The organism is Paracoccus panacisoli (assembly GCF_042435015.1).
Taxonomy (GTDB): Bacteria; Pseudomonadota; Alphaproteobacteria; order Rhodobacterales; family Rhodobacteraceae; genus Paracoccus; species Paracoccus panacisoli.
Genome location: NZ_JBHMQU010000004.1, coordinates 21,391 through 47,004, shown reverse-complemented (window position 1 = coordinate 47,004; position 25,614 = coordinate 21,391). Strand labels below are relative to the sequence as shown.

The following is a 25,614-nucleotide window of genomic DNA, read 5'->3' as shown; positions in this document are numbered from 1 at the left end:
GCGCGCGGGGCGCGCGGCTCACCCCGGGATATTTCCGCAAGGGAGAATGAGGAAAGGGGCGCCCGGTCGGGGCGCCCCTCGTCGTTTGAGATGTGGGTTGGATCAGGGCTTCGGGCGCAGCGCGGGCTCACGGTCCCAGGCGCGGTCGGCCAGTTTGGCGACCACGCCCTTGGCGTCGGCGTGGTCGAGCGTGAACGCATCCTCGCCCCCGTTCGCCTTGGCGAGGATCTTGCGCCCGCCGGGGCAGAGGCCGAGCGCCTTCAGATGGCTCCACGCCATGCCGGCGAACTCGAGCGCGGCGGGGTCGTCGATCAGCTTGTCGAAGCCTTCCTTGCCGGTCGTGATCACCACCGCGTCGAAGACCAGCGAGGGCGTGCCGGCGAGTTGGCCGTCAGCCTCCTGCACCGAGCCGTCCGAGAGCTTGGCGCCGCCGACCTTCTGGCAGACGACCATCACCGTGGCGCCCGCGGCCTCGGCCTCGGCCTTCAGCGACTTGACCACCGCCGCATCGGCGCCGTCGCCGACGAGGATGCCGAGCTTGCGGCCCTTGGGGGCCGGCACGCCCTGCTTGAGGATCGACAGCTTGTCCGACGGCGGCAGGTCCACCGCGGGCCGGTCGGTCGGCGCGGCGGCCGGCAGATCGACGCCGAGCCCGCGGGCGACGGTCGCGGCCAGATCCTTGTCCACGTTGCGCAGCTGGGCCAGCACCGCCTCACGCACGTGGGGCAGGGTCACCTTGGAAAGCTCGAAGGTGATCGCCGCGCCGACGTGGTTCTGCTCGGGCTGGGACAGCGAACGCAGGAACATCCGCGGCTGGCTGTAGTGGTCCGCGAAGGTCTCGGCCCGGATCCGCAGCTTGCCCTCGGACGGGTCGTTGCCAAGGTCGGTCGCGGTCTGCACGGTGCGGAACCCGCCCCGCGCGTCGGCCCGCGGCCCACCCACTTCGCCCGCCTTGTCGAGCGAGTTCGGCTCGTAGTTGGCGCGGCCCTTGGGCAGCTGCATCTGCATCATCCCATCGCGCTGGAAGTTGTGCATCGGGCAGCGCGGCGCGTTGATCGGCAGCTGGTGGAAGTTCGCCGTCCCGAGCCGCGACTTCTGGGTGTCGAGATACGAGAACAGCCGCCCCTGCAGCAGCGGGTCGTCCGAGAAGTCGATCCCCGGGGGCACGTTGGACGGGCAGAAGGCGACCTGCTCGTTCTCGGCGAAGTGGTTGTCGGGGTTGCGGTTCAGCGTCATCGTCCCGATCAGCTGGACCGGGCACTCTTCCTCGGGGACGAGCTTGGTCGGGTCGAGCACGTCATAGGGCTGACGGGCCGCCCACTCGGGGTCGATGACCTGGATGCCGAAGTCCCATTCGGGATAGCCGCCCGCCTCGATCGCCTCATAGAGGTCGCGGCGGTGGAAGTCGTTGTCGGCGCCCTGCAGCTTGGCCGATTCGTCCCAGATCAGCGACTGCACGCCCAGCCGCGGCTTCCAGTGGAAGCGCACGAAGGTCGATTTGCCCTCGGCGTTGACCATGCGGAAGGTGTGGATGCCGAAGCCTTCCATGAACCGCAGGCTGCGCGGGATGGCCCGGTCGGACATCGCCCACATGACGTTGTGCAGCGTCTCGGGCATCAGCGAGACGAAATCCCAGAAGGTGTCGTGCGCCGACGCCGCCTGCGGATAGCCGCGGTCGGCCTCCATCTTCACCGAGTGGACGAGGTCGGGGAACTTCATCGCGTCCTGGATGAAGAACACCGGGGTGTTGTTGCCGACGAGGTCCCAGTTGCCCTCTTCGGTGTAGAACTTGACGGCGAAGCCGCGGATGTCGCGCGGCGTGTCCACCGAGCCGGCCCCGCCGGCAACGGTCGAGAAGCGGGCGAACACGTCGCAGCGGTTGCCGGCCTTCTGGAAAAGCGCCGCGCGGGTCAGCTCGGGGATGGCCTTGGTCACCTCGAACGTGCCGTGCGCGGCCGAGCCGCGGGCGTGGACGATCCGTTCGGGGATGCGCTCGTGGTCGAAGTGGAAGATCTTTTCACGCAGCACGAAATCCTCGAGCAGCGTCGGCCCCCGCGACCCCATCCGCAGGCTGTTCTGGTTGTCCGAAACCGGGATGCCCTGGTTGGTGGTCAGCCGGGTGGCACGGTCCGAGGTCAGCTGCTGCGGCTCACCGCCGTTGCCGGTCTCGGCGGAATACTGCGCCGTCACCGGGGTCGAGTTGGTGTCCTCGTGGACCGGGACCTGGGCCGGGTTCGGGGCGGGGTTCGGGGTATCGGCTGCGGTTTTCGGGGGGCGGGCGTCGTCGTGGCTGGCCATGCGCGTGCATCCTCGTTGGCGTGAATCCTCGGGTCTCCGGCGCGCGCCGCGCACCGGGCCTTCAACCTTCAACGCGGCGCGGGCCGTTCCGTTTCACCAGCCGCGTCGGCGGGAGAGGAGATATTTGTTTGCTCAGAGAGGGATGCCGCGCCTTCCCCGTCCCCATCCACCGCCTCGTCCTCGGCCGCCGTCTCGCCCCCGGCCGCGCGTGAGGCGAGGCGCCGCAGCACCGGGCGGAACTGCTCGGCCGGGGCGGTGGCGAGGGTGACGGCAGTCGCGTCGGGCGCTGCGGCCAGCGCCTCGGCCACGATCCGGGCGCCGAGGCCGTAGCCCACCCAGCGCCGCATCTCACCCTGCCCGAAGAACCAGGCGCCGTGGTCATAGCCCGGCCGCGACCACTCGGCGATCGCCCGCTTCGCCAGCCCCTCCGCCACCGGCGTCTGGTCCCACGGGTCGGGCGGGCCGCCCAGCACCTCGCACACGAACTGCCCGGCCAGCCCCTCGCTCACCAGCGCCTCGCCGAGCGTGCGGCCGTAGCCCGGCCCGTCCCAGCGGATCAGGTGGTGGAATTCGTGCACCAGCGTGCGGATCAGCCGCTCGGGCGTGCAGAGGTCGGGGATGAGCGCGATCTCGATCACCCCCGGCGCGGGCGCGAGGCCGCCGACGCCCCATCCCGGAATGCAGCGATCCGGGTCCACCCGCACGGTCACGTCGAAGTCCGGCAGCGCGGCGTGGGCCTGCGTCAGCCGCACCGCCTCGGCGACCGTGGCCCTGAGGCCGGGCAGCACCGCGGTCAGCCCGTGGCGCGCATTGAGGGGGTGAAGCTGGTAGTAGGTCATGCCGCCTTATCGGCGAGGGGCGCGAGGTTGCCAACGGGTGGGCGGCAGGCGGCGGCCCGGGCGGGCGGCGATCCGCCCGGGGGGCGCCGGTAAGTGTGGCCTTGGCCGGCCCCCGACGCGTCGCCGCCTCCGGGCCGCGCGCCCCGCGTCGAACGGAACACGACCCCTCAACTTTGACGGACCGCACCGGTTGACCAGTGGAACGGCCCTGCCACATCCTGCGGGCGGTTCATGCGGCGGAGGGGGCGATGAGGTTCGCGTTGATCTGTGCGGCGTATCTCGGCGTGGCCGGCTCGCTGCACGCCTACACCGCCGACGAACTGGTCGAGGAATTCGACGCCCGCCAGCTCGCCCGGCAGGAAAAGCGGACGCTGCAGGCCGCGATGGCGTTCACGGGAACCTACACCGGGCTGCTTGACGGGGCCTGGGGCAGCGCGAGCCAACTCGCGCTCGAGGCGACCCTGGCGACCTTCGGCGTCACGACGCCGATCCCCGTCTGGGCCACGCTGGTCTACGCCGCTTCAGCCTCCGAGCAGATGGAGCGCGACGGGTGGGAGATGCGCTACATGCCCTCGCTCGACATGACGATCATGGTCCCGGCCGGCCGGCTGCGGGACGGCGCGCCCTCTGACAACTTCATCAACTTCAACCATTCGGCCAGCTCGCTCGGCTATTCCCTGACCTTCGGCGACGTGGCGCAGGCGCAGCGGCTGCACGACTATACGCTGCGCGAGGCGGGGCCGGACGAGCCTTACCTGCTGCGCCGCGACAACGTGGCCATCACCGCGGTGACCACCCGGTCCGGGCTGCATCTCTACACCCGCTCGGACGCGCGCGACGGCGGATGGGCGACCTTCATGCTGTCGGCCGAGGGACCCGACGAGGGCATCCTGCGCGCGGTTTCGGCCAGCATCGCCAAAGGTCGCTCGGATCCGCTCGCCTTTCCGCCCGAGGGCGAGATCGGCACGGGCTTCGTCAGCCTCGCCGCCGTGCTGGCCGCCGACCCCGACAAGCGGCAGGCCCAGAGCCGGATCGAGGACGACGTGCGCAAGGCGATGACGCAGCCGCCCGCCCTGCCGGCACCCGGCGGGTCGCAGGCGACCGCCCCCGTCACCGCCGACGCCGGGGCCGCCGCCGGGAGCCCCGCGCCGGGCCCGGGGGCCGATCCGACGCCGGCGCAGGCGGCCGCCGCTGCGCCGGACGCCGAACCCGCGGCCGTCCGCACCTCGGGCTCGGGCACCGGCTTCGTCGTCTCGCCCGACGGCCATGTGCTGACCAACGCCCATGTCGCCGCTGACTGCGCGCGGCTGGCGGTCGAGGGCAAGCCGGCCACGCTGCTGGCCGCTGACCGCGACCTCGATCTCGCGCTGGTCCGCACCGATGCCCCGGTCGAGACGGTGGCGAGCTTTGCGCCCAATCCTGCGCCGCTCAACTCGGACGTGCTGGTGTTGGGGTACCCGCTCGCCGGCATCCTGAGCGGGCTGAACGTCACGCGCGGCTCGGTCACCTCGCAGCGGGGCCTGGGCGGCGACAGCCGAGTGATGCAGATCTCGGCCCCCGTGCAGCCCGGCAACTCGGGTGGGCCGGTGGTCAACGGGCTGGGGCAGGTGGTGGGGGTGGTGGTCTCGAAGCTCGACGCCATTGTGACGGCGAGCGAGACGGGCGACATCCCCCAGAACGTCAACTTCGCGATCCGGGGCGAGATCGCCAAGCTGTTCCTGTCCGAGCAGGGGGTCACCCCCCGCACCGGCGCCGCGGGCGAGCCGCCTGCGCCCGAGGACCTGGCCCGGCAGGGGGCGGCCTACACGCGGTTCATCACCTGCGAGAACTGACGCCTCACACCTCCGGCACCAGAACCTCGCGCTTGCCGACGTGGTTGGCGGGGCTGACGACGCCCTGCTCTTCCATCTGCTCGACCAGCCGCGCGGCCTTGTTGTAGCCGATCGCCAGCTTGCGCTGGATGTAGCTGGTCGAGCATTTGCGGTCCTTGGCCACGATCGCCACCGCCTGATCGTAGAGCACGTCGTCCGAGCCGTCGGTGGCGAGGATCGCGTCGATCTCGGCCTCGCGCTCGTCCTCGCCGCCCTCGACCACGCTGGTCATGTACTGCGGCGGGCCGAAGGACTTGAGGTGGTTCACGACCTCCTCGACCTCTTCGTCCGAGACGAACGGCCCGTGCACGCGGGTGATGCGCGAGCCGCCGGCCATGTACAGCATATCGCCCATGCCCAGCAGCTGCTCGGCCCCCTGTTCGCCGAGGATCGTGCGGCTGTCGATCTTCGAGGTGACCTGGAAGCTGATCCGGGTCGGAAAGTTCGCCTTGATCGTGCCGGTGATGACGTCGACCGAGGGGCGTTGCGTCGCCATCACGATATGGATGCCCGAGGCCCGCGCCATCTGCGCGAGGCGCTGGATGCAGGCCTCGATCTCTTTCCCCGCGACCATCATCAGGTCGGCCATCTCGTCCACGATGACGACGATGTAGGGGAACTTCTCGGGCTGGAACTCTTCGGTCTCGAAGACCGGCTCGCCGGTATCCTCGTCGAAGCCGGTCTGCATGGTGCGGCGGAACATCTCGCCCTTGGCGAGCGCCTCGGCGACGCGGCCGTTGTAGCCCTCGATGTTGCGCACGCCCATCTTGGACATCTTGCGGTAGCGCTCTTCCATCTCGGAGACGACCCACTTCAGCGCCACCACGGCCTTCTTGGGGTCGGTCACCACGGGCGAGAGCAGGTGCGGGATGCCGTCATAGACGCTGAGTTCCAGCATCTTGGGGTCAATCATGATCAGCCGGCATTCCTCGGGCGTCAGCTTGTAGAGCAGCGACAGGATCATGGTGTTGATCGCCACCGACTTGCCCGAGCCGGTGGTCCCGGCGATCAGCAGATGCGGCATCTTGGCGAGGTTCGCCACCACCGGCTCGCCGCCGATGTCCTTGCCGAGCGCCAGCGGCAGCGGCATCGAGGTGTCGCCGAAGGCGCGGGCCGACAGGATCTCGCGCAGCACCACCTTTTCGCGGCGCTGGTTGGGCAGCTCGATCCCGATCACGGTGCGGCCGGGCACGGTCGAGACGCGCGCCGACAGGGCCGACATGGAGCGCGCGATGTCGTCCGACAGGCCGATGACGCGGCTCGCCTTGAGGCCCGGCGCGGGTTCCAGCTCGTAGAGCGTGACCACTGGGCCGGGGTGGACCGCGGTGATCTGGCCCTTGACGCCGTAGTCGTCGAGCACCGCCTCGAGCATCCGGGCGTTCTCGGCCAGCGCCTCCTGGCTCAGCGTGTGCCGCTCGACCGTGCCGGGGGCGGCCAGCAGCGCGAGCGGCGGCTTTTCATAGCCGTTGGCGGCGCTGTCGAAGGCGAGGCTCGGCTGCGCCTCGGCCACCGCCTGCCGCGAGGGGTTGGGCTTGCGCATCGGCGGCATGACGACGCGGCTGGTGTCGGTCGGGGCGGCGGGCGGCACCGACTGGGCGCGCCCCGTCAGCCGCGCGGTCACCGCCGAAAGGACCGAGCGGGAGGGGGCGTCGCCGTGTCCCGCGTCCTGCGCCGGGTCGTGGCCGCCGTCGCGGGCGGCATCGGCCTCGGCGCGGTGGCGGATGGCGTCGCTGATCCGGGCGCTGACCTCGGCGGCGTCGGGGCCGTCGCTGTCGTCGTAATCGGGGGCGGTCTCGACCAGTTCCGAGGGCGGGATCTCCTCGGGCGCGCTGCTGCGGCGCAGGCGGCCGAGCAAGCCGGCGGGCAGGCCCGGCTTGCCCTCAGGGGCGGCGGGCACGTCGGCCGTCACGGCCTCGGCGTCCGCCCCCGCGGCGTTTTTCCGGCGGCGTTCCTCGGCCCGGCGGCGCAGCTCGCGCGCGCCGGCGACCGAGGCCGAGGCGCCGCGGCCGATCGCCGTCATCCCAAGGTCGTAGGCGGTGGCAAGCCCGGTGGCGAGGAACCGACCGATCCCCATCATCTCGCGCCGGTCGAAGCCGAGCACGAAGGCCGTCACCGCCACTCCCGCGATCGCCGTCAGCAGCGCCATCACCTTCAGCGCCACGGCGGGCGCCATCGGCATCAGCCCGATCAGACCGCCCATCACCATGTCGCCCAGGTGCCCGCCCAGGCCATGCGCCTGCGTCCAGTCGCCGGGCGGCACCATCGCGGTCGCGTGGACCGAGGCCAGCACCACCGCGAAGGGGGTAAAGAGGCCGCGCATCAGCCGATCCTCGCCCCGGTGCAGCATCAGCCGCAGCCCCCAGCCGAGCGCCACCAGCGGCAGCACCCACGCCCCGAAGCCTACGATCATCACCAGCGCCGAGGCGACATAGGCCCCGAACCGGCCCAGCAGGTTCTGCGCCACCTGGTCGGTCGCGGTGCCGATGCCGGGGTCGTTCTGCGACCACGAGATCAGGATCATGCCCAGCACCACCGCCAGCACCACGAGCCCCGCGCCGACGACTTCCTTGCCGCGCCGTTCCAGCGCCGCCTGGGTGGTCTGGTCGAACAGCGGATCGCGGTGCTTTGCCTGCCAGCTGGCCATGATCTCACCCCCTTGCGTAAAGCGTGTCGCGGATGCGGGTCAGCGCATCCTCGGTCTCGGCCGCCGGTCCCACCAGCGCGACGCGGACATAGCCCGCACCGGGGTTCCCGGCGTCAGTCTCGCGAGAGAGATAGGCGCCGGGCAGCACCTGCACCCCGGCGTCGGCCCAGAGGCGGCGGGCGGCGGCCTCGCCATCCTCGACCGGCAGCCACAGGAAGAACCCGCCCTCGGGGGGCAAATAGCCCGGCACATTGCCGAGGACGCGGTCGGCGATGGCGTATTTCTGCTGGTAGAGCGCGCGGTTGGCGGTGACGTGATCCTCGTCGGCCCAGGCGGTTTCGCTGACCCGCTGGTGGGGCAGGGGGATCGGCGCGCCGGCGTAGCTGCGCAGCACCCGGAACCGCGCGATGGCGTCGGCCGCGCCCGCGGCAAAGCCCGAGCGCAGCCCGGGCAGGTTCGAGCGCTTGCTGAGCGAGTTGAACATCATCACCCGGTGCGCCAGCCCCATCGCCTCGGCCACGGCGAGCGCGCCGGGCGGGGGGGTGTCGCGCCAGATCTCGGAATAGCACTCGTCGGCGAAGATCAGGAAATCATGCCGCTCGGCCAGTTCGATCAGCCGTTCGAGGTAATCGTGCCCCGCCACCGCGCCCTGCGGGTTGGCGGGCGAGCAGAGATAGCAGATCGCGGCGGCGTCGAGCGTGGCTGCGTCGAGCGCGGCGAAATCGGGCAGGTGGCCGGTCTCGGCGGTGGCGTTCACGAACACCGCGCGGGCGCCGACCGCGGCGGCGGCGACGGCGTAGACCTGATAGAACGGGTTGGGGATCAGGATCGCGGGGGTCTCGCCGCCCTTCGTCTCGGGGCAGAGGGCGAGGGCCGCGTTGAACAGCCCCTCGCGGGTGCCGTTCAGCGCGGTGATCCGCTCGGGCCCCACCTCGATGCCGTGGCGGCGCCGGATCCAGCCCGAGATCGCGGCGAGCAGCTCCGGCGTGCCGTCGTTCGGGGGGTATTTGCCCAGCTCGGCCACCGTCTCGGCCAGCCGCGGGGCGACGAAGTCGGGGATGCCGTGACGCGGCTCTCCGATGGTCATGACGATGGGGTCGGCGGCGGGGGTCAGCCCGGCCAACAGCTTCCGCAGGCGCGGAAAGGCGTAATCCGGCAGGTTCGCGAACCGCTCGGGTGAATTCATCGCTGCCTCACAGTCACGGGATCGTGCCGCCCCGTTGGGCTGCAGAGTATCGGGATTGCCGGGGTGCGTCCAGTTAAAGGCGAATCAGGCGAAAAGGGGGCTTTGCCCCCGTCGCCTGCGGCGCCTCCCCCAGGATATTTGCATCAGGGAGAAGGCGCGTCAGCCGTGCAGCGCCGCCTCGAGCGCGGCGGCGGTCCTGAGCAGGCGGCGGTCGTCGCCCGCGCGCCCCATCGCCATCAGCCCGCAGGCGGGCCGCCCGGTGGGCAGGGTGATGGCCGGAAGGCCCATCAGGTTGCCGATCCGCGTGTTCCTGAGCGCGAGCAGGTTCTCGGACGCGAAGAACGCCGGGTCGGATTCGAGCCGGGCGATCTCGGGCGGCAGGATCGGGGCGGTGGGCAGGATCACCGCGTCGAAGCCGGCGGTGGCCTGCGCCCAGTCGCGGCGCAGCCGGTCGAGCGTCGCCCACCCGGCGACGTAGTCGGCGGCGGTGACGGACTTGCCTCCGCGGAAGCGCTCGAGGATCGGCGGGAACATCAGCTCGGGCGCCGCCTCGATCTGGTCGCGCCAGAGCCCGTAGGCCTCGGGGGCGAAGAGGGTGGGCGAGAGCGCCATGGCCTCGGCGACGCAGGGGGGCGCGGCGTGGGTGATCTGCACCCCGGCGCGGGCGAGGGTCGCGCAGGCCTCCTCGAACGCGGCGACGGGCGCGTCGCGGGCGTCGTCGAAGGGCACGCCGTCCAGCACCATGAGCCGCAGCCCCGCCGCCCCGGCCTCGCGCAGGTCGGGGGCGGTGTCGCCGGTGATGAGGGCGTAGAGCGCGGCGCAATCCTCGACGGTGCGGGCCAGCGGCCCGGCCACGTCGAAGCGCCGGCAGAGCGGCACGATCCCGGTCATGTCCACGGCGCCGGGGGTGGGCTTGAACCCGACCAGCCCGTTCCACGCCGCCGGCAGGCGGATCGAGCCGCCGGTGTCGGTGCCGATCGCCGCCGCCGCCAGCCCCATCGCCACCGAGACTGCCGCGCCCCCCGACGAGCCGCCGGCCACGAGCTGCGGGTCAAAGGCGTTCGGGACGGTCGCCACCGGCGGGTTCAGGCCCAACCCCGAAAACGCCAGCTCGGTCATGTGGGTCTTGCCGAGGCACAGCGCCCCCTGCGCCGAGGCGGTGGCCAGCACCGCCGCATCGCTGTCCGGCACCCGCCCCTCGAGCAGCAGCGAGCCCGCCTCGGTGGCGACGCCGGCGCTGTCCACGTTGTCCTTCCAGCTCAGCGCCACGCCGTCGAGCAGCCCGCGCCGCAGTTCCGCCCGCACCCGGTCGTGGGCGGCTATGGCGCCGGCCCGGGCGCGTTCGGGCGTCAGCCGGGCATAGATGCGGGGCGCAAGCGGCGCACGGGCGATGGCGTCGAGATAGCCCTCGACGAGGTCGAGCGGGCTGACCAGCCCCGCCATGATCGCCCGCCCCTGTTCCGTGGCGCTCGCCTTGAGCCAATCCATCCCCGCCCCCGTCCTGCCGCACGCCCTGAGACGCGCGGACGGTAGAGCCCCGCGCCGGGCGGGGCAATGGGGCGCCGCAGCCCCAGCCGCCTCTCCTCGGGCTGGACCCAAATATCCCCGCCGGAGGCATCCGGCCGTGCCACCCGCGCGCCCTCGGGGTCTAGGCGGCCACCCTGCCGCATGGACCGCGCCGCGCGGGCCGGATAGGGTGCCCGCCATGACAGTGGACCACGATATCCTGATCGTCGGCGGCGGGCTGAACGGCCCGGCGCTGGGACTGGCGCTGGCGGGGGCCGGGCTCTCGGTCGCGGTGATCGACGCGCGGCCCGCGCAGGCGCGGGCGGCCGACGACTTCGACGGGCGCGCCTATGCGCTGGCCCTCGCCTCGCGCCGGCTTCTCACCGCGCTCGGCCTGTGGGGCGGGCTCGCGGCCAAGTCGCAGCCGATCCTCAAGGTCGAGGCCGCGCAGGGCGAGGCGGGCGACGGGGCGGGGCCGTTCCACCTCGTCTTCGATTCCGCCGAGATCGAAGAGGGGCCGGTCGGGCACATGCTCGAGGACCGCTTCCTCTACGCCGCGCTGATGGAGGCGATGGCGGGCCGCGTGACCCATCTGCCGGGCCGGCAGGTGACGGGGCAGGAGGTTTGGCCCGGCCATGTTGCGGTGACGCTGGACGATGGCGCGGTGCTGACCGGGCGGCTGCTCGTCGGCGCCGACGGGCGCGGCTCGGGCGTGGCGGCGCGGGCCGGGATCACCCGGCGCGGCTGGGGCTACGGCCAGACCGCGCTGGTCTGCGCGGTGGACCACGACCGCCCCCACAATGGCACCGCGTGGCAGTTCTTCATGCCCGAGGGGCCGCTGGCGATCCTGCCGCTGCCGGGCAACCGCAGCTCGATCGTCTGGTCGGCGCCCGCCGCGCAGGCGGCAGCCATCGCGGCGTTGGACGACACCCGCTTCCTCGACGTGCTGCGGCCCCGATCCGGCGACTTCCTCGGCGAGATCCGCCTTGCCGGGCCGCGCTTCTCGTATCCGCTGAGCCTCAGCCTCGCGGATCACTATGTCGCGGCGCGGGTGGCGCTGGTGGGCGATGCGGCGCACGGCGTCCATCCCATCGCCGGGCAGGGACTGAACCTCGGCCTGCGCGACGTGGCGGCGCTGGCCGAGGTCGTCGTCGAGGCCGCCCGCCGCGGCGAGGACATCGGCGCCCCCGACGTGCTCGACCGCTACCAGCGCTGGCGGCGGTTCGACGCGACCGCGCTGGGGCTCGGGATGGACACGGTCAACCGGCTGTTTTCCAACGCCAACCCGGTGCTGCGCGCGGCGCGGGGCCTGGGCATGGGGGCGGTCACGGCGATCCCGCCGCTGCGCCGCGCCTTCATGCGGCAGGCGGCCGGTCTGACGCTCGACCCGATGCCTCGGCTGCTGGCCGGGCAGCCGCTCTAGGCCGGCAGCCCTCGGCCCCTGTCGGGCGCGGGCGCGGCGCAAGCCCCCGGAACCCTCACTTGCACGCGAGCGTTCGTGGCCGCCTCCGTCCCTTATTCGTGACGTGCAACCCTTTGGAAAGGCGGTATGATCCCATCATGAACCTTCGCTCTCTCGCACTTGCGCCCGCCTTCGCCCTCGCCTTCGCCCTGCCGGCGGCGGCCGAGAAGATCCCCCTCAACGAGGTCAGCCGCTACCTCAACAGCCTCAAGACCGTGGTCGCCGACTTCAGCCAGGTGAACGCCGACGGCTCGGTGACGCCGGGCAAGGTCTACATCCAGCGCCCCGGCCGGGTGCGGTTCGAGTACAAGGGCGACAACACGCTCGTCCTCGCCTCGGGCGGGCAGGTCGCGGTCTTCGACAAGAAGTCGAACACCGGCGCCCAGCAGTATCCGCTGTCCAAGACGCCGTTGTCGATCATCCTGGCCGACAACGTGAACCTCGGCCGGTCGGGGATGGTGACGGCGCACAGCGAGAAGAAGAACACGACGATCGTGCGGGCGCAGGACCCGGCGCATCCCGAATACGGCAACATCCAGATGGTGTTCACCGCCAACCCGACCGAGCTGCGCCAGTGGATCGTCACCGACGACAAGGGCAAGCGGACGACGGTGATCCTGGGTCAGATGCAGAAGGGCGTGGCGATCCAGCCCTCGAAGTTCTCGATCAACAACGAGGCCGCGCGGCGCAAGTGACGCCGCCCGCCACCCGCGACGACCCTCAGGCCCGGCCGCAGGATTGCAGCTGGGCCTGATACATGACGGCGCGGCTCTGCACCTTGCCAGCGACGCCGAGCAGCCACGGCTTCGACAGGTGGCTGCCCGAGGCATAGCCCGACCGCCCCTCGTGATAGGCCAGGTACTGCGCCCCCGCGTCGGCGGTCGAGATCCCCAGCCGCCGCGCCGTCCCGTTCATGTACCAGCCCATGAAGTCGGTCGCGTCGCGGATGTCGTCGCGCCGCGCCCGGCGCTTGCCGGTTTCCTTCAGATACTCCTCCCACGTGCCGTCGAGGGCCTGGGAATAGCCGAAGGCCGAGCTCTGCCGCCCGATCGGGATGATCCCGAGGGCGTACTGGTGCGGGGTCCGCGCGTCGCCGATGAACTTGGATTCCTGATGGATCGCCGCCATCTGCACCGCCACCGGCACCCCCCAGCGCGACTGGGTGTCGCGCATGGCGCGCAGGTAGGCGGGCCGTTCAGCCACGATGGCGCAGGCGTTGTCGAGGTCGCGCGGCGCCTTGAAACTGCCCCCGCCGCCGCCGCACGAGGCGACCAGCATGACGATTGCCAGCTTGAGATAGGTGTTCATGTGCCTGTCTGCCCGGTTCGGTCTTTGCCGTTTTGCGGCGATCCTAAGCGCAATCCCGCGGCGAGGAAATCGCCAATTATGCCGCGGCGCGCCGCCCCCTGCCTCGGGCTGGACCCAAATATCCCCGCCGGAGGCATCCCGCCGTGCCACCCCGCGATGCGAGGGGGGCCTTGTGCCGGGCTTGGCCATGATTAAGGTTCTCCGCCGAGCCAGTTCATCATTCGTTTGGGGGAGTTCTCAACCATGGCAGACAACGACATCGTGATCCTGTCCGGCGCCCGCACCGCCATCGGCGGCTTTGGCGGCAGCCTGGCGAATATCCCGCCGATCGAGCTGGCCACCACCGCCGCCAAGGCGGCGATCGAGCGCTCGGGCGTCGCGGCCGACAAGATCGGCACCGTGATGTTCGGCCACGTGATCAACACCGAGCCCAAGGACCAGTACCTGTCGCGCGTGGCGATGCTGAACGCGGGCGTGCCCGAGACGGCTGTGGCGATGAACGTCAACCGCCTGTGCGGGTCGGGCGCGCAGGCCATCGTCTCGGCCGCGCAGGCGCTGCAGTCCGGGGACGCCGACTTCGCGCTCGCCGGCGGGGCCGAGAGCATGAGCCGCGGCGGCTACCTGATCCCCGGCCTGCGGGCGGGGAGCAAGATGGGCGACCAGCAGATCATGGACATGATGACCGGCGCGCTGACCGACCCGATGGGCACCGGCCACATGGGCGTCACCGCCGAGAACGTCGCCGCCGAAAACCAGATCAGCCGCGAGGCGCAGGACGAGTTCGCGCTGGAAAGCCAGAAGCGCGCGGCCGCCGCCATCGAGGAGGGCCGGTTCAAGGACCAGATCGCCCCGGTCGAGATCAAGACCCGCAAGGGCACCGTGGTCTTCGACAAGGACGAGCACCCGAAATCGACCTCGGCCGAGGCGCTGGCGGGGCTGAAGCCGGCGTTCAAGAAGGACGGCGGCTCGGTCACCGCGGGCAACGCCAGCGGCATCAACGACGGCGCCGCAGCCATCGTGCTGGCGACCGAGAAGGCCGCGCGCGAGGCCGGGCTCGAGCCCAAGTTCCGCCTCGTCGGCTGGGCCCATGCCGGCGTGCGCCCCGACATCATGGGCGTCGGCCCGATCCCCGCGGTCAAGAAGCTGATGGAAAAGACCGGCCTCAAGATCGAGGATTTCGACGTCATCGAATCGAACGAGGCCTTCGCCGCGCAGGCGCTGGCGGTGAACAAGGGCCTCGGGCTCGACCCCGCCAAGGTGAACCCGAACGGCGGCGCCATCGCGCTGGGCCACCCGGTCGGCGCCACCGGCGCCATCCTGACGGTCAAGGCGATGTACGAGCTTGAGCGCACCAACACCGACAAGGCGCTGGTGACCATGTGCATCGGCGGCGGTCAGGGCATCGCGCTGGCCATCGAGCGGATCTGATCCCCGCCGCCGGCGGGTCTTTGAGCCAGAAAAAAGCCCCGGCCGCCGCGAGGTGGCCGGGGTTTTCCGTTAGCGGCGCAGGCTGTCGAGGCAGGGGCCCGACACCGGCGCGGTGGCCAGCGCGCGGCGGCCGAGGTCGCCCTCGCCGGGGGGCAGGGGGCTCGGGGCCGCGGCGCAGGCCGGGGCCGCCTCGGGCGGGCCGACCCAGAGCGCCGGGCCGGGTTCGGCCTTCAGCGGATAGATCATGTCGTAGTGGCTGGGGGTGGGGCCGTCCGGGCCGGGCACGGCGCGGACCGCGATGCCTGCCCCCTTGGCGCGCCAGCTCAGCTCGGCCAGCAGGGCCCGGTCGGCGCTGAGGACAAGCGGCGCCCCCGCCGCGCGGGCCAGCACCCGGTCGGACAGCGCCGTGTTGCCGACGTAGCGGGCGAGCACCGGGTCGCCGTCCCGGCGCCACTCCTGCGCCAGCGTGCCGATCACCGGCAGGCCGGTCGCCACGATCCCGTTCAGCGCCAGCGCCGCGACCGCCAGCCGCGGGCGGGGGGCGAGCCACGCCGCCGCCAGCACCGCGCCCGCGACATAGGCGCCGACAGCCCAGTTGGCGTTCGCCTCTGACTGGATCGCCTGCGCGGTGACGATGGCGAGCGGTGCCGCCGCGATCGGCACCAGCCCGCGCAGCCCCGCGGGCCAGCGCCCGACCAGCGCCGCCAGCATCGCGGCGAAGGTGAGGGGCCCGGCGACGGCGAACTGCTCGGCCCAGAACACGTCCGCGTGGCGCAGGTTCAGCGCCCCCTGCCAGTCGGCACTCTCGGCCGTGTGGCGCACGGTGGCGAGGTCGTGGCCGAGGTTCCAGGCGATGTTCGGCGCAAAGAGCGCCAGCGCCACGCCCGCGACCACGGCGACCTCGGCCCACGGGCGCCGCCAGCGCGGGTCGATCCAGGCGGCGAGCGCGAGGCCGGGCAGCGGGAACAGCATCGCGTATTTCGACCACATCCCCATCGCCAGCGCCGCCCCGGCCAGAACCGCGCCGCGACGGCCGGGGAGCGCCACCCAGGCCAGCAGGAACAGGGACAGCGCCAGCAGCTGCGGGCTGTCGGTGGAAATCAGGATGCTGCCCACCGACACCGCCGGCAGCGTCGCATAGACCGCCCCCGCCAGCGCCCCCACCGCCGGCCCGGCCAGCCTGCGCCCCAGCGCCATGACCGCCAGCGCCGCCGCGCCATGCACCAGTGGCCACGGCAGCCGCGCCACCCCGGGCGCGTCGGAGCCCACCGCCTCGTTCGCGGCGCGGATCAGCCAGCCGACCAACGGCGGCTTGGACCAGGCCCCGGCGGCCATCTCCTGCCCCCAGAGCCAGTATTGCGCCTCGTCCACGTATAGTTCGAGGTCCGACGCGGGCAGCCACACCAGCCGCCACGCCGTCAGCCCGAGGATCAGCAGGAGGGCCGCCGCCTCACTCGACCGGAAGGCGGCGGGCGGCATGGATGAGCCAGAGGTTGCGGACATAGATCACCGTCCCGAGCGCCTGGCCGAAGATGAACACCGGGTCGCGGCGGTGGATGGCATAGGCGAGCAGCGTCAGCCCGCCCGCGAGCGAGAAATACCAGAACGCCACCGGCACGACCGAGCGGCGGGCGCGTTCCGACGCGATCCACTGGATCAGGAAGCGCATCATGAACATCGATTGCGCGAGAAAGCCGAAGATCACCCACAGCAGCTCGGCCTGTGTCGTGACCTTGAAGAAATGCATGAGCGAGAGGGTCATGGCGTCTCCTCGGGGCGGCGCTCGGTGGCGCGGACGGTCTTGCGGCGGCGCAGCAGCCACGCCACCCCGGCGAGGTCCGAGATGCCGACCAGCCCGCGCTGGAGGTTGGAATAGTTCGACCGCCCCATGCCGCGGGCGCGGTGGGCGACATCGACATGGGCGATCTGCCAGCCGTCGCGGGCGAACAGCGCCGGCAGGTAGCGGTGCTGGTGGTCGAAGAACGGCAGCGCCAGATAGGCCTCGCGCCGGAACGCCTTGAGCCCGCAGCCGGTGTCGCGGGTCTCGTCGGCCAGCACCCGGGCGCGCAGCCGGTTCGCCGCCTTGGACGCCAGCCGCTTCGAGGCCGTGTCCTGCCGCCCGACCCGCTGCCCCGCGACCAGCGCCAGCGTCTCGGGGCCGTCGATGAGCGGCGCGAGCAGCCGCGGCAGCTCGGCCGGCGGGTTCTGCCCGTCCCCGTCGAGCGTGGCGATGATCCCGGCGCGCGCGGCGAGGACACCGTTGTGCACTGCCGCCGACTGCCCGCCCGAGCGCGGATGGCCGAGCAGCCGCAGCCACGGCCGGTCCGCAGCCATGCCGAGCACCCGCGCAGCGGTCTCGTCGGTCGAGCCGTCGTCCACGACGATGACCTCGAACGGGGACAGGGGGGTGAGGGCGGCCTCGATCTCGTCGATCAGCGGGCCGATGTTGCCTGCCTCGTTGCGGCAGGGAATGACGACGGAGACCCGCGGCGGGGCGGCCGACGCAGGCGGCGGGGAGAGTGGGGCGGTCATGGCTGGCCCTCTAGACCCGCCAGATGACGGGAAGCTGACAGGCGCGGCAAGGCCCGGGCGGAACGGGGGGCGGTGAGGGTGGCACGGGGGCCACGCGCGGCGGAAACGGGAGGGGCTGGCGGTGGGCCGCCCGACGGACGGCGACGGCATCGCGCCGAGCCCCGGAAACTCGAACGGGCCGCCCCCTGGGAACGGCCCGCGAGATCAAAGGAGATGGTCCGGTTAGGGATGGAAATCATCCGGTCCCAGGCAGGGTGCATCGACCCTTGGGGCTGCCCTCAGGCGATGGCCCCCCTGACTGTCCCGACTCCGTTCTCCAACATCACTCTCGACACTGGACCACCTCCTTTCAATGGGTTGATAGTAAGGCGGAGGGTGCCATAGCGCCGAAGCAAGTCAATCAGTTTTCGACCGGCCGGGACAAGATTTTGCGGACCAGCCCGTTGTAGGGCACAAGCGCCAGCACGGCGAGCGCCATCTTCACCCCCCAGTCGGCCGCCGCCAGCGACTGCCACAGCGGCAGCGCCGGGCCGTGGCCCAGCAGCGGCACGAGCTCGTTGGCCCAGCCGGTGTTGGCGTCGGCGGGCAGGGCGGCCGCGAAGGCGATCGAGAAGAACAGCGCCGTATCGATGGCCGAACCGATGAGCGAGGACAGGAACGGCGCCTGCCACCAGCTGCGGAAGCGCAGCCGGTCGAACACCGCCACGTCAACGAGTTGCGCGACGAGGAACGCCGTCCCCGAGCCGATGGCGATCCGAAGCGTGGTCTTGTCGAACCCCGCCGCGACCAGCGAACTCGCCACGCCCACGGCGAAGCCGGCCAGCACGACCCGGCGGGCGTCGCGGACGCCGTGGATGCGGTTGGTTAGGTCGGTGACGAGGAAGGCAATGGGGTAGGTCAGCGCCCCCCATGTCAGCCAGTCGCCCAGCATGAACTGCACGAGGATGTTCGAGGCCAGCACGGTGGCCGCCATCGCCAGAATGGCGGGCATGAGACGCGGCATGGGATTTATCCGTTTTACAAGGTAGCGGAAGAACTCGGCCCCGCACGGCGGGACGGGCCGCGCTTAGCGGCGCGGGCCGGGTGCGTCAAGCCGCGGCCGGCCGCCCTGCGCGGCGCGGGGCTAGTCCGCGGGGGCCGCGAAGGACAGCGGCGGGGCCGGGGCGGTCGCCGTCGCGGGGATGTCCGCGGCGGGGGCGCCGGGACGCTCGCGGACCCGGAACTCGACCAGCTGGGTCTGCTGCACGAACAGGAAGTTGTCGTCCGAGATCATGGTCACGCGGATGCCCTGGCCGTCGGCCCAGACCGCGATCCCCTCGAGATTGTCATATTGCAGCGGGATCGATTCGAGCAGCAGCTCGGGCGGTCCCAGCCGGTCCTCGGACAGCGCGAAGCGCCGCACCCGGCTGGAAAACCCCAGCACGCCGCGGAAGTCGCGTTCGAGGACGTAGAGCTTGCCGTCCGGGCCGACGTCGGCCCCGACCGGCGCCCAGCGGGGGTCGCGGGGCAGGCGGTAGGGCGTGGACCACGCCCCGTTGCGGAAGCGCCAGACGGGGAAGCTCGACCCGTCGCCCTGATCCTCCTCGCGCCAGTCTTCGGGCATGGTCAGCAGGTCGCCCGAGGGCGTCACGGCCAGCGCCTCGAGCCCCGCGTTGCGTTTGAGCGCGCGGAAGGCCGGGGCCCGGGGCACGACCACCGCCGGCTGGTCGGGGTCGTCGAAGCGGGCGATGCGGTCCAGCCCCTCGAAGCTGACGAAGATGCGGCCCGCGGCGTCGATGGCCAGCCCCTCGGCGTCGCCCAGATACCCAGGCTTGAGCTTGCGGCCGCGGCTGTCCTGCAACCGGGCGCTGCCGGCGGTGGTCAGCCGGACGATGCGGCCCTGGCCGTCGCGGTCGATGCTGCCCCAGCGCAGCGTGCCGCGGTCCGACAGCGCCCAGTAGCGGCTGCCGTCGTCGCTGAGCTCGAGGCCCGAGAAGCCGCCGAAATCCTCGTCTCCGTTGCGCCAGACGAACGCGCCCAGCGGCTCGACGATGGGGGCTTCGGCGGCGGGCGCGGCCGCCGCGGCGATCCCGGCACCGGCGGGCGGCAGCGCCGGCCCGCCCGCCAGCCACGCCAGTCCCGCCGCCGCCGCGATCAGCGTGCGACGAGGGCGCGGCATCCGGGCGGCATCTCGCTCAGCCTGAAACTGCGCGGATGGCGGTATTCGGGGTCAGGCGGCGGGGCGGGCGGCGGGTTGATGCGGTTGGCGATCCACTGCTGCGCCTCGGCGCAGCCGTCCCCGGGCGGCGGGGGGTCCTGATCCTGGCAGCCGGCGTTGGTGCAGGCCAGCCGGACGTGGAAGTGGTAGTCGTGATTGTTGATGGGCCTGATCTTGCGCAGATAGGCGCGGTTGCCGCGCTCGGCCTGGCACATGGCGACCTTGGCAACCGGATCGACGAAGATTCGTGCCACCCGGCGGTCCGAGGCGGCGGCGCGCAGCAGCGCATGGTGGCTCGCCGACCACAGCGGGCTCGGCCTGATCCCGCCCTTGGCCACCACCGACTGCGACGAGATCGACTCGCGCTCGGCCGGCGACAGCCGCAGCGAGCGCGGCGGCAGCATCCAGATGTCGGCGTCCAGCCCGATCTGGTGGCTCGCGTGGCCCGAGACCATCGGGCCGCCCAGCGGCTGGCTCATGTCGCCGATGTAGAGGCCCGCCCAGCCGAAGCGGGTGGCCTGCCGCGACAGGTCCATCAGGAACTGGACGAGCTGCGGGTTGCCCCAGTTGCGGTTGCGCGACAGGCGCATGGCCTGCCACGTCGGGCCGGTCTCGGGCAGCTGGATGTTGCCCGAGGCGCAGCCGCGCGAATAGCCGCCGATGGCCGCGGGCGCCCCGCCGTTCGAGGTGCGGAAGGCCCCGAACACGTCCTTGGCGAGCGGGTCGGCGGCGGCCGCCGGGCTGGCCGGCAGGGTGGCCAGCGCCAGCAGCGCGGCGGCGGCGAGATGTCTGATCTTGCCCATCACGGACCGGGGTCTCCCTCTGGTTCGACCCAGACTAGCAGGACGAGCGCCAGAAGGAACATCACGATCAGCGGCGATATGCCGATCCGCTGGCTGCCGGTCGCGGTGGTCACGGTCGCGATCAGGAACGGGGCGAGAAACGAGGTGGCCTTGCCCGACAGCGCGTAGAGCCCGAAGGCCTCGGTGGCGCGGTCGGGGGTGGTGTGGCGCACCATCATGGTGCGACTCGCGGCCTGCATCATCCCGCCGGCGCCGCCGATCGCCACGCCGCAGGCAAAGAACACCGCGTCGGGCAGGCGCGAGTCGGGGGCGAGGGCAAGGCCCATGAACTGCGCGCGGCTCATGCCGACGACGATCGCGCAGACGAGGATCAGCGCGAGGATGCAGCCGATGATGACCGGCTTCGGCCCCCAGCGTCGGTCGGCCCGCCCGCCGATCCACGAGATCACCGCCGCCGACACCGCGCTCACCACGCCGAAGATCCCCGACCAGATCACCGGCCAGCCGAGCACCGTCCCCGCATAGACCCCGCCGAAGCCGTAGAGCGCGTTCAGCGCATCGCGCGAGAACATCGAGGACAGCAGCCACGCCGCCAGCGACCGGCGCTGCCGCAGGCTGGCGATCAGCCGCCCGAGGTCGCGCATCGCCACGCCGAGGCGCAGCGGCCGGCCCGCGCCGGCGGGCTCGCGCACCCAGAGGAAGAAGGGGATCATGAACACCGCATACCAGATCGCGGTGAACGGTCCGACGAAGCGCGTGCCCTCGCGCAGCGCGGGGTCGAGCCCCAGCGCCGGCGGCTGGCCGATCAGCGTCAGCCCGGTCGTGGCGCTTTCGGCAAAGAGCGCCAGCATCACGATCAGCGACACCACGCCCCCCGCATAGCCGAAGGCGAAGCCCGAGCCCGAGACGCGCCCCATGTCCTCGCGGCTGGTCAGCGTGGGCATCAGGGCGTTGGTGAAGATGGTCGTGAACTCCATCCCGATCAGGCCGATGCCGAAGAACATCAGCGCCGGGACCAGCATCCCGCCATCCGGGGCGAGCACCCACAGCCCGGCCGCGCCCACGACGTAGAAGCCGGAAAAGAGCCAGATCCACGGCATCCGCCGCCCGGTGGTGTCGGCGACCGCGCCGAGGATCGGGGCCAGCACCGCGATCACCACCCCGGCCAGCGACAGCGCCCAGCCCCACATCGCCTGCGCCTGCGCGCCGGCGGCGGCCGGGTCCACCCCCTCGGCGACCAGCCGGTGCTGGGCGACCTCGGCGAAGTAGATCGAGAAGATGAAGGTCAGAAGCAGCGTCGCATAGGGCTGGCTCGCCCAGTCGAAGAACCACCATCCCCAGATGCGCTTGCGGTTCATGGCGGCTCCCTGCTGGCCAGTCGGGCGCATCAAGACCGAAACCCGCCGGGCTGGCAAGCGCTGCCCGAGCACCCCCGGCGCGGGCGCGGGCGGTCGGCGAGGTCATGGGTATTTGGGCCAGAAAGAAGACTGGCGCTGGGCGCTGTCCGGCTCAATGCCCCGTCGCAGCGGCAGGGTCAGGCGCAGCGCGGCTCAGGCCGGCAGGTCGTCGGTGCGGCGCTCGAGCGTCTCGGGCAGGACCGGGGGCCAGGGGCGCTGGGCGTCGGCGGCGATCCAGGCGTGGACCCAGTCGGGCAGGGCCGGGCTTTCGCCGTGATAGCCGAGTGCGGCCATGAACTCGGCGGGCGTCACGATGCCCTTGCGGCCGCTGCCGACGATGGCCACGCGCAACAGCATGTGGTTGGCGCACTCGCCCTCGATCCACATCGACTGGTCCATGTAGAGGAACCGCCCGTCCCACCCCAGCGTGCGGCTGACCTGGGTGAAGCGGTGGAAGAGCTTGATCCGCTTGCGATAGCGGACGCTGTTGCCGGCGACGGTGAAGCCCCAGCCGTTCTCGCGCATCGCCTGGACGATCCCCAGCCGGATCGCCATCGGGATGCGCCCGAGGTCATAGAGCGTCAGCGTGCGGCCGTTGTTCAGCTCCCACCACGGGTCGAGGTCCCAGGGCCAGACCCGGTGGGTCGAGACATGGGCGCCCATCGGCGGCAGGCGGGGGGCACGGCGGGCGGCCATGACTTCGCGGGCGAAACGGATCAGCGGATACATGGCGGCTCCCTGGGCGGCACCCCTCGGTTGACCCTGCGGCTAGCGGCGGGGGCAGGGGGCGTCAACCCGGACGCCGCGGCAGGGCGCGGGCGGGGGTGGACGCTGGCGGGGGTGCTGGCACGGTCACGGTCACGGGCGCGGGCACAGGTGCCGCGCGGGTTGCGCGTAGGGGCGGCATGGCCTAGCTGATGGGCCACGCCCGCCCCCAAGCTGACCCGCCCCACCGATGAGGCCCCCGCGATGACCACGCTGTTCCAGGCGCTGATGCTGATCCTCGACGTGATGTGGTTCATCATGATCGCCCACATCATCATGTCGTGGCTGATCAACTTCCAGGTCCTGAACCTGCGCCAGCCGCTCGTCGCGCAGGTCTGGGACGGGCTGAACCGGCTGCTCGAGCCGATCTACCGCCCGATCCGCAGCGTGATCCCCGACCTCGGCGGGCTCGACCTCGCGCCACTCGTGGTGTTCATCGGCATCATCATCCTGCAACGGGCGCTGGTGAACAACGCCGGGTTCTTCCTCGGCTACTGATGCCCGCCGACCTGCTGCGCGAGGTCTGGGGCTTCGACGGATTCCGCCCCGGCCAGCAGGAGATCGTCGAGGCGGTGGCCGCAGGACGCGACGTCTTGGCGATCATGCCCACGGGCGGTGGAAAGTCGCTCTGCTACCAGCTTCCGGCGCTGATGCGCGAGGGGGTGACGGTGGTCATCTCGCCCCTCATCGCGCTGATGCGCGACCAGGTGCGCAGCCTGCGCGAGGCGGGGGTGGCGGCGGGCGCGCTGACCTCGGGCAACACCGAGGCCGAGACGGACGCCGTCTTCGCCGGCCTGCGCGACGGCGCGCTGAAGATCCTCTACATGGCGCCCGAGCGGCTCGCCTCGGGGGCGACGGTGCCGATGCTGCGCCGCGCCGGAGTCACCGCCATCGCCGTGGACGAGGCGCATTGCGTCAGCCAGTGGGGGCATGATTTCCGCCCCGACTACCTGCGCGTGGGCGAGTTGCGGCAGGCGCTGGGCGTGCCGCTGGCGGCGTTCACCGCCACCGCCGACGCCGAGACCCGGGACGAGATCGTCGCCCGCCTGTTCGGGGGCGCCGCGCCGCAGGTGTTCCTGCGCGGCTTCGACCGGCCGAACATCCACCTCGCCTTCCAGCCCAAGGACGGGCCGCGCCGGCAGATCATGGACTTCGCCGCCGCCCGCCGTGGGCAGTCGGGCATCGTCTACTGCGCCACCCGCGCCAAGACCGAGACGCTCGAGGCTGCCCTGAACGCCGCCGGCATCCCCGCGCTCGCCTATCACGGCGGGATGGAGGCCGAGGCCCGCCGCGCCGCCGAGACCCGGTTCCAGCGCGAGGACGGTCTGGTCGTCGCGGCCACGGTCGCCTTTGGGATGGGGATCGACAAGCCTGACATCCGCTGGGTCGCCCACGCCGACCTGCCCAAGTCGATCGAGGCCTATTACCAGGAAATCGGCCGCGCCGGCCGCGACGGCGCCCCGGCCGAGACGCTGACGCTCTACGGCCCCGAGGACATCCGCCTGCGCCGCAGCCAGATCGACGAGGGGCTGGCCCCCGCCGACCGGAAAGAGGCCGACCACGCGCGGCTGAACGCCCTCCTCGGGCTGGCCGAGGCGAGCCGCTGCCGGCGGCAGGTTCTGCTGGGGTACTTCGGCGAGGACGCGGCGCCCTGCGGCAACTGCGACATCTGCGACAGCCCGCCCGAGGTCTGGGACGCCACCCAGCCGGTGCGGATGGCACTGTCGGCGGTGCTGCGCACGGGTGAGAGCTTCGGCCAGGGCCACATCATCGACGTGCTGACCGGGACCGCCACCGACAAGGTGACCGCGCGCGGCCACGACCATCTGCCGACCTTCGGCGTCGGGCGCGAGATCGCCAAGCCCCAGTGGCAGGCGATCCTGCGCCAGATGCTCGGCCGCGACCTGATCCGCCCCGACCCCGAGCGGCATGGCGGGCTGCGGATCACCGCCGCCGCCCATCCCGTGCTGCGCGGCGAGGAGACCGTGACCCTGCGCCGCGACCTCGTGACCCGCGCCCGGCAGAACCCCGAGGTGCGCGCCCAGGTCAGCGAAGAGGACGCGCCGCTGCTCTCGGCGCTCAAGGCCAAGCGGCGGGCGCTGGCCGAGGCGCAGCGGGTGCCGGCCTATGTGATCTTCCCCGACCGCACGCTGATCGAGATGGCCGAGCGGCGCCCCGCGACGCTGGACGAGATGGCGCGCGTGGGCGGCGTCGGGGCGAAGAAGCTGGAAAGCTACGGCGCGGCCTTCCTTGAGGTCATCGCGGGCGAGGCGCTCGAGCCCATGCACCCGGCGCGTCGGGCGCTCGCCGGGCGCGGGGCGGGGGCGCTCTACGACCGGCTCGAGGCGGCGGCGCGGGATCTGGCGCGGGGCGTGGACGGAACGGAAAAGCCGCTCTCGCTCAGCGCGGGGGTGCTGCGGCGGATCGCGCTCGACCGGCCCGCGGACCTCGGGCGCTATCTCGACGCGGCGCGGATGGACCGCTTCGGCACCGCCTTCGCGGCCGAGATCGCGGCCGAGAGCGCGGCGGGCGACTAGCCCTCGGGCGCGGTCCCGCCCAGCATCGCGGTAAGCTCTCCCGCCGCCTGCGCCACCCGCGCCCCCAGCGCCTCGAGCCGGTCGGGCGTCAGCCGCCCGGCCGCGCCCGAGATCGAGATCGCGCAGGCGGCCTCGCCCTGCGGCGACCAGACCACGGCGGCGAGGCAGCGCATCCCCATGTTGAACTCTTCATCGTCCAGCGCCCAGCCGCGGGCGCGGGTGCGGGCGATGTCCTCCATCGCCGCCTCGGGCGAGCGCAGGCTTTTCGAGGTGAGCGGCGGCAGGCCGGCGCGCGAGGCGAGCGCCAGCACGTCCTCGTCGCGCCAGGTGGCGAGGATCGCCTTGCCCATCGCCGAGGAAAACACCGGCACCCGGCGGCCGGGGGGCGAGAGGGCGCGGCGGATCTCTCGGCTTTCCACCTGGCTCACGGTGACGAGCTGGTCGTCGTCGAGGATGCCGAGGTTCGCCGTCTCGCGCGTGGCGTCGCGGAGGCGGCGCAGAAGTGGCAGGGCCGGGGCGACGAAGCTGAGGCGGCGGCCATAGGCCATGCCGGTGGAAAAGGCGTCGCGGCCGACGTGCCAGGCCGAGCCCGTCGGCTCGAACTGCGCAAAGCCCTGCTGTTCCAGCGTGGTCAGCAGCCGGTGCGCGGTCGAGACGGGCAGCCCCGCCGCCCGCGCGAGGTCCGAAAGCCGGGCGCCGCCCTCGCCCTGCGCCATCAGCCGCATCAGCGACAGCGCCCGCACCACCGACTGCACCCCGTCCTTCTCGGCCATGATCCCCCTCGCTCGCTTTGCCGGATCATGGAAAAAAATCCGCGCCCTGTCACGATGCCGCGTGGCCC

General features: G+C 72.1%; 21 protein-coding genes. 6 read left to right on the top strand and 15 right to left on the bottom strand.

The window, feature by feature from the left end; genetic code table 11:
• Window positions 1-102 precede the first annotated feature (102 nt).
• Both ACFHYO_RS00685 and ACFHYO_RS00680 read right to left on the bottom strand, forming a co-directional pair.
• A complete protein-coding gene (locus ACFHYO_RS00685; protein WP_394317607.1) occupies window positions 103-2,298 on the bottom strand; it encodes a catalase in 2,196 nt (731 codons plus the stop codon).
• A gap of 68 nt (window positions 2,299-2,366) precedes the next feature.
• Entirely contained in the window at window positions 2,367-3,137 is a 771-nt protein-coding gene (locus ACFHYO_RS00680) for a DUF2268 domain-containing putative Zn-dependent protease (protein ID WP_394317605.1), read from the bottom strand.
• Between the two features lie 248 nt (window positions 3,138-3,385).
• Here ACFHYO_RS00680 and ACFHYO_RS00675 point away from each other — a divergent pair, with 248 nt between their 5' ends.
• Window positions 3,386-4,969: a S1 family peptidase gene (locus tag ACFHYO_RS00675; RefSeq protein WP_394317603.1), complete on the top strand. Its 1,584-nt coding sequence runs from the start codon at window positions 3,386-3,388 to the stop codon at window positions 4,967-4,969.
• Between the two features lie 4 nt (window positions 4,970-4,973).
• On the opposite strand, the gene ACFHYO_RS00670 is transcribed toward ACFHYO_RS00675, so the two are convergent.
• The 3 genes from ACFHYO_RS00670 to ACFHYO_RS00660 all read right to left on the bottom strand — a co-directional run bounded on the left by ACFHYO_RS00670 (window position 4,974) and on the right by ACFHYO_RS00660 (window position 10,326).
• Window positions 4,974-7,652, bottom strand: coding sequence for a DNA translocase FtsK (locus ACFHYO_RS00670; protein ID WP_394317601.1), 2,679 nt, complete (start codon window positions 7,650-7,652; stop codon window positions 4,974-4,976).
• Between the two features lie 4 nt (window positions 7,653-7,656).
• Complete coding sequence (locus ACFHYO_RS00665) at window positions 7,657-8,838, bottom strand: aminotransferase class I/II-fold pyridoxal phosphate-dependent enzyme (protein WP_394317599.1); 1,182 nt, start codon at window positions 8,836-8,838, stop codon at window positions 7,657-7,659.
• A gap of 159 nt (window positions 8,839-8,997) precedes the next feature.
• Window positions 8,998-10,326 (bottom strand): amidase, encoded by a 1,329-nt coding sequence (locus ACFHYO_RS00660; protein ID WP_394317597.1) that lies wholly within the window; start codon window positions 10,324-10,326, stop codon window positions 8,998-9,000.
• Between the two features lie 217 nt (window positions 10,327-10,543).
• On the opposite strand from ACFHYO_RS00660, the gene ACFHYO_RS00655 reads away from it, so the two are divergent.
• Both ACFHYO_RS00655 and ACFHYO_RS00650 read left to right on the top strand, forming a co-directional pair.
• Window positions 10,544-11,767 (top strand): FAD-dependent monooxygenase, encoded by a 1,224-nt coding sequence (locus tag ACFHYO_RS00655; RefSeq protein ID WP_394317595.1) that lies wholly within the window; start codon window positions 10,544-10,546, stop codon window positions 11,765-11,767.
• A gap of 137 nt (window positions 11,768-11,904) precedes the next feature.
• A complete protein-coding gene (locus ACFHYO_RS00650; RefSeq protein WP_036708859.1) occupies window positions 11,905-12,501 on the top strand; it encodes a LolA family protein in 597 nt (198 codons plus the stop codon).
• Between the two features lie 25 nt (window positions 12,502-12,526).
• On the opposite strand, the gene ACFHYO_RS00645 is transcribed toward ACFHYO_RS00650, so the two are convergent.
• Window positions 12,527-13,114, bottom strand: coding sequence for a transglycosylase SLT domain-containing protein (locus ACFHYO_RS00645; RefSeq protein WP_036700537.1), 588 nt, complete (start codon window positions 13,112-13,114; stop codon window positions 12,527-12,529).
• 243 nt (window positions 13,115-13,357) lie between these two features.
• Here ACFHYO_RS00645 and ACFHYO_RS00640 point away from each other — a divergent pair, with 243 nt between their 5' ends.
• Window positions 13,358-14,542 carry an acetyl-CoA C-acyltransferase family protein gene (locus ACFHYO_RS00640; protein ID WP_394317593.1) on the top strand — a complete coding sequence of 395 codons (1,185 nt, stop codon included), beginning with the start codon at window positions 13,358-13,360 and terminating at the stop codon, window positions 14,540-14,542.
• A gap of 69 nt (window positions 14,543-14,611) precedes the next feature.
• Here ACFHYO_RS00640 and ACFHYO_RS00635 read toward each other — a convergent pair whose 3' ends face one another.
• The 8 genes from ACFHYO_RS00635 to ACFHYO_RS00600 all read right to left on the bottom strand — a co-directional run bounded on the left by ACFHYO_RS00635 (window position 14,612) and on the right by ACFHYO_RS00600 (window position 22,200).
• Window positions 14,612-16,021: an ArnT family glycosyltransferase gene (locus tag ACFHYO_RS00635; RefSeq protein ID WP_394317591.1), complete on the bottom strand. Its 1,410-nt coding sequence runs from the start codon at window positions 16,019-16,021 to the stop codon at window positions 14,612-14,614.
• Window positions 15,993-16,304: a lipid-A-disaccharide synthase N-terminal domain-containing protein gene (locus ACFHYO_RS00630; RefSeq protein WP_036700532.1), complete on the bottom strand. Its 312-nt coding sequence runs from the start codon at window positions 16,302-16,304 to the stop codon at window positions 15,993-15,995. The genes ACFHYO_RS00635 and ACFHYO_RS00630 overlap by 29 nt, the downstream gene beginning before the upstream one ends.
• Window positions 16,301-17,074: a glycosyltransferase family 2 protein gene (locus ACFHYO_RS00625; RefSeq protein ID WP_394317589.1), complete on the bottom strand. Its 774-nt coding sequence runs from the start codon at window positions 17,072-17,074 to the stop codon at window positions 16,301-16,303. The genes ACFHYO_RS00630 and ACFHYO_RS00625 overlap by 4 nt, the downstream gene beginning before the upstream one ends.
• Window positions 17,075-17,474: 400 nt before the next feature.
• Window positions 17,475-18,077: a VUT family protein gene (locus ACFHYO_RS00620; RefSeq protein ID WP_036700530.1), complete on the bottom strand. Its 603-nt coding sequence runs from the start codon at window positions 18,075-18,077 to the stop codon at window positions 17,475-17,477.
• Between the two features lie 120 nt (window positions 18,078-18,197).
• Window positions 18,198-19,232: an esterase-like activity of phytase family protein gene (locus tag ACFHYO_RS00615; RefSeq protein WP_394317587.1), complete on the bottom strand. Its 1,035-nt coding sequence runs from the start codon at window positions 19,230-19,232 to the stop codon at window positions 18,198-18,200.
• A complete protein-coding gene (gene mepA, locus ACFHYO_RS00610; RefSeq protein ID WP_036732276.1) occupies window positions 19,208-20,074 on the bottom strand; it encodes a penicillin-insensitive murein endopeptidase in 867 nt (288 codons plus the stop codon). Before mepA ends, ACFHYO_RS00615 begins: the two co-directional genes overlap by 25 nt.
• Entirely contained in the window at window positions 20,074-21,432 is a 1,359-nt protein-coding gene (locus tag ACFHYO_RS00605; RefSeq protein ID WP_394317585.1) for an MFS transporter, read from the bottom strand. The genes mepA and ACFHYO_RS00605 overlap by 1 nt, the downstream gene beginning before the upstream one ends.
• Window positions 21,433-21,624: 192 nt before the next feature.
• Window positions 21,625-22,200, bottom strand: a complete 576-nt coding sequence (locus ACFHYO_RS00600) for an acyl-CoA thioesterase (RefSeq protein WP_036712721.1) — start codon at window positions 22,198-22,200, stop codon at window positions 21,625-21,627.
• Window positions 22,201-22,440: 240 nt separating this feature from the next.
• Here ACFHYO_RS00600 and ACFHYO_RS00595 point away from each other — a divergent pair, with 240 nt between their 5' ends.
• Both ACFHYO_RS00595 and recQ read left to right on the top strand, forming a co-directional pair.
• On the top strand, window positions 22,441-22,734 hold the full coding sequence (locus ACFHYO_RS00595; protein ID WP_036704211.1) for a YggT family protein: 294 nt from the start codon (window positions 22,441-22,443) through the stop codon (window positions 22,732-22,734).
• Window positions 22,734-24,773 (top strand): DNA helicase RecQ, encoded by a 2,040-nt coding sequence (gene recQ / locus ACFHYO_RS00590; RefSeq protein WP_394317583.1) that lies wholly within the window; start codon window positions 22,734-22,736, stop codon window positions 24,771-24,773. Before ACFHYO_RS00595 ends, recQ begins: the two co-directional genes overlap by 1 nt.
• On the opposite strand, the gene ACFHYO_RS00585 is transcribed toward recQ, so the two are convergent.
• Window positions 24,770-25,546, bottom strand: a complete 777-nt coding sequence (locus tag ACFHYO_RS00585) for an IclR family transcriptional regulator (RefSeq protein ID WP_036711761.1) — start codon at window positions 25,544-25,546, stop codon at window positions 24,770-24,772. The genes recQ and ACFHYO_RS00585 overlap by 4 nt on opposite strands.
• Window positions 25,547-25,614: the final 68 nt, after the last annotated feature.

Bases quoted from the DNA above. Each gene is read 5' to 3' on its own strand.
- ACFHYO_RS00670 (WP_394317601.1), bottom strand. From the start codon at position 7,652: ATGGCCAGCTGGCAGGCAAAGCACCGCGATCCGCTGTTCGACCAGACC.
- recQ (WP_394317583.1), top strand. From the start codon at position 22,734: ATGCCCGCCGACCTGCTGCGCGAGGTCTGGGGCTTCGACGGATTCCGC.
- ACFHYO_RS00625 (WP_394317589.1), bottom strand. From the start codon at position 17,074: ATGACCGCCCCACTCTCCCCGCCGCCTGCGTCGGCCGCCCCGCCGCGG.
- ACFHYO_RS00585 (WP_036711761.1), bottom strand. From the start codon at position 25,546: ATGGCCGAGAAGGACGGGGTGCAGTCGGTGGTGCGGGCGCTGTCGCTG.
- ACFHYO_RS00680 (WP_394317605.1), bottom strand. From the start codon at position 3,137: ATGACCTACTACCAGCTTCACCCCCTCAATGCGCGCCACGGGCTGACC.
- ACFHYO_RS00635 (WP_394317591.1), bottom strand. From the start codon at position 16,021: ATGCCGCCCGCCGCCTTCCGGTCGAGTGAGGCGGCGGCCCTCCTGCTG.
- ACFHYO_RS00655 (WP_394317595.1), top strand. From the start codon at position 10,544: ATGACAGTGGACCACGATATCCTGATCGTCGGCGGCGGGCTGAACGGC.
- ACFHYO_RS00630 (WP_036700532.1), bottom strand. From the start codon at position 16,304: ATGACCCTCTCGCTCATGCATTTCTTCAAGGTCACGACACAGGCCGAG.
- ACFHYO_RS00640 (WP_394317593.1), top strand. From the start codon at position 13,358: ATGGCAGACAACGACATCGTGATCCTGTCCGGCGCCCGCACCGCCATC.
- ACFHYO_RS00650 (WP_036708859.1), top strand. From the start codon at position 11,905: ATGAACCTTCGCTCTCTCGCACTTGCGCCCGCCTTCGCCCTCGCCTTC.
- ACFHYO_RS00645 (WP_036700537.1), bottom strand. From the start codon at position 13,114: ATGAACACCTATCTCAAGCTGGCAATCGTCATGCTGGTCGCCTCGTGC.
- ACFHYO_RS00665 (WP_394317599.1), bottom strand. From the start codon at position 8,838: ATGAATTCACCCGAGCGGTTCGCGAACCTGCCGGATTACGCCTTTCCG.
- ACFHYO_RS00600 (WP_036712721.1), bottom strand. From the start codon at position 22,200: ATGTATCCGCTGATCCGTTTCGCCCGCGAAGTCATGGCCGCCCGCCGT.
- ACFHYO_RS00605 (WP_394317585.1), bottom strand. From the start codon at position 21,432: ATGAACCGCAAGCGCATCTGGGGATGGTGGTTCTTCGACTGGGCGAGC.
- ACFHYO_RS00660 (WP_394317597.1), bottom strand. From the start codon at position 10,326: ATGGATTGGCTCAAGGCGAGCGCCACGGAACAGGGGCGGGCGATCATG.
- ACFHYO_RS00595 (WP_036704211.1), top strand. From the start codon at position 22,441: ATGACCACGCTGTTCCAGGCGCTGATGCTGATCCTCGACGTGATGTGG.
- ACFHYO_RS00685 (WP_394317607.1), bottom strand. From the start codon at position 2,298: ATGGCCAGCCACGACGACGCCCGCCCCCCGAAAACCGCAGCCGATACC.
- ACFHYO_RS00615 (WP_394317587.1), bottom strand. From the start codon at position 19,232: ATGCCGCGCCCTCGTCGCACGCTGATCGCGGCGGCGGCGGGACTGGCG.
- mepA (WP_036732276.1), bottom strand. From the start codon at position 20,074: ATGGGCAAGATCAGACATCTCGCCGCCGCCGCGCTGCTGGCGCTGGCC.
- ACFHYO_RS00675 (WP_394317603.1), top strand. From the start codon at position 3,386: ATGAGGTTCGCGTTGATCTGTGCGGCGTATCTCGGCGTGGCCGGCTCG.
- ACFHYO_RS00620 (WP_036700530.1), bottom strand. From the start codon at position 18,077: ATGCCGCGTCTCATGCCCGCCATTCTGGCGATGGCGGCCACCGTGCTG.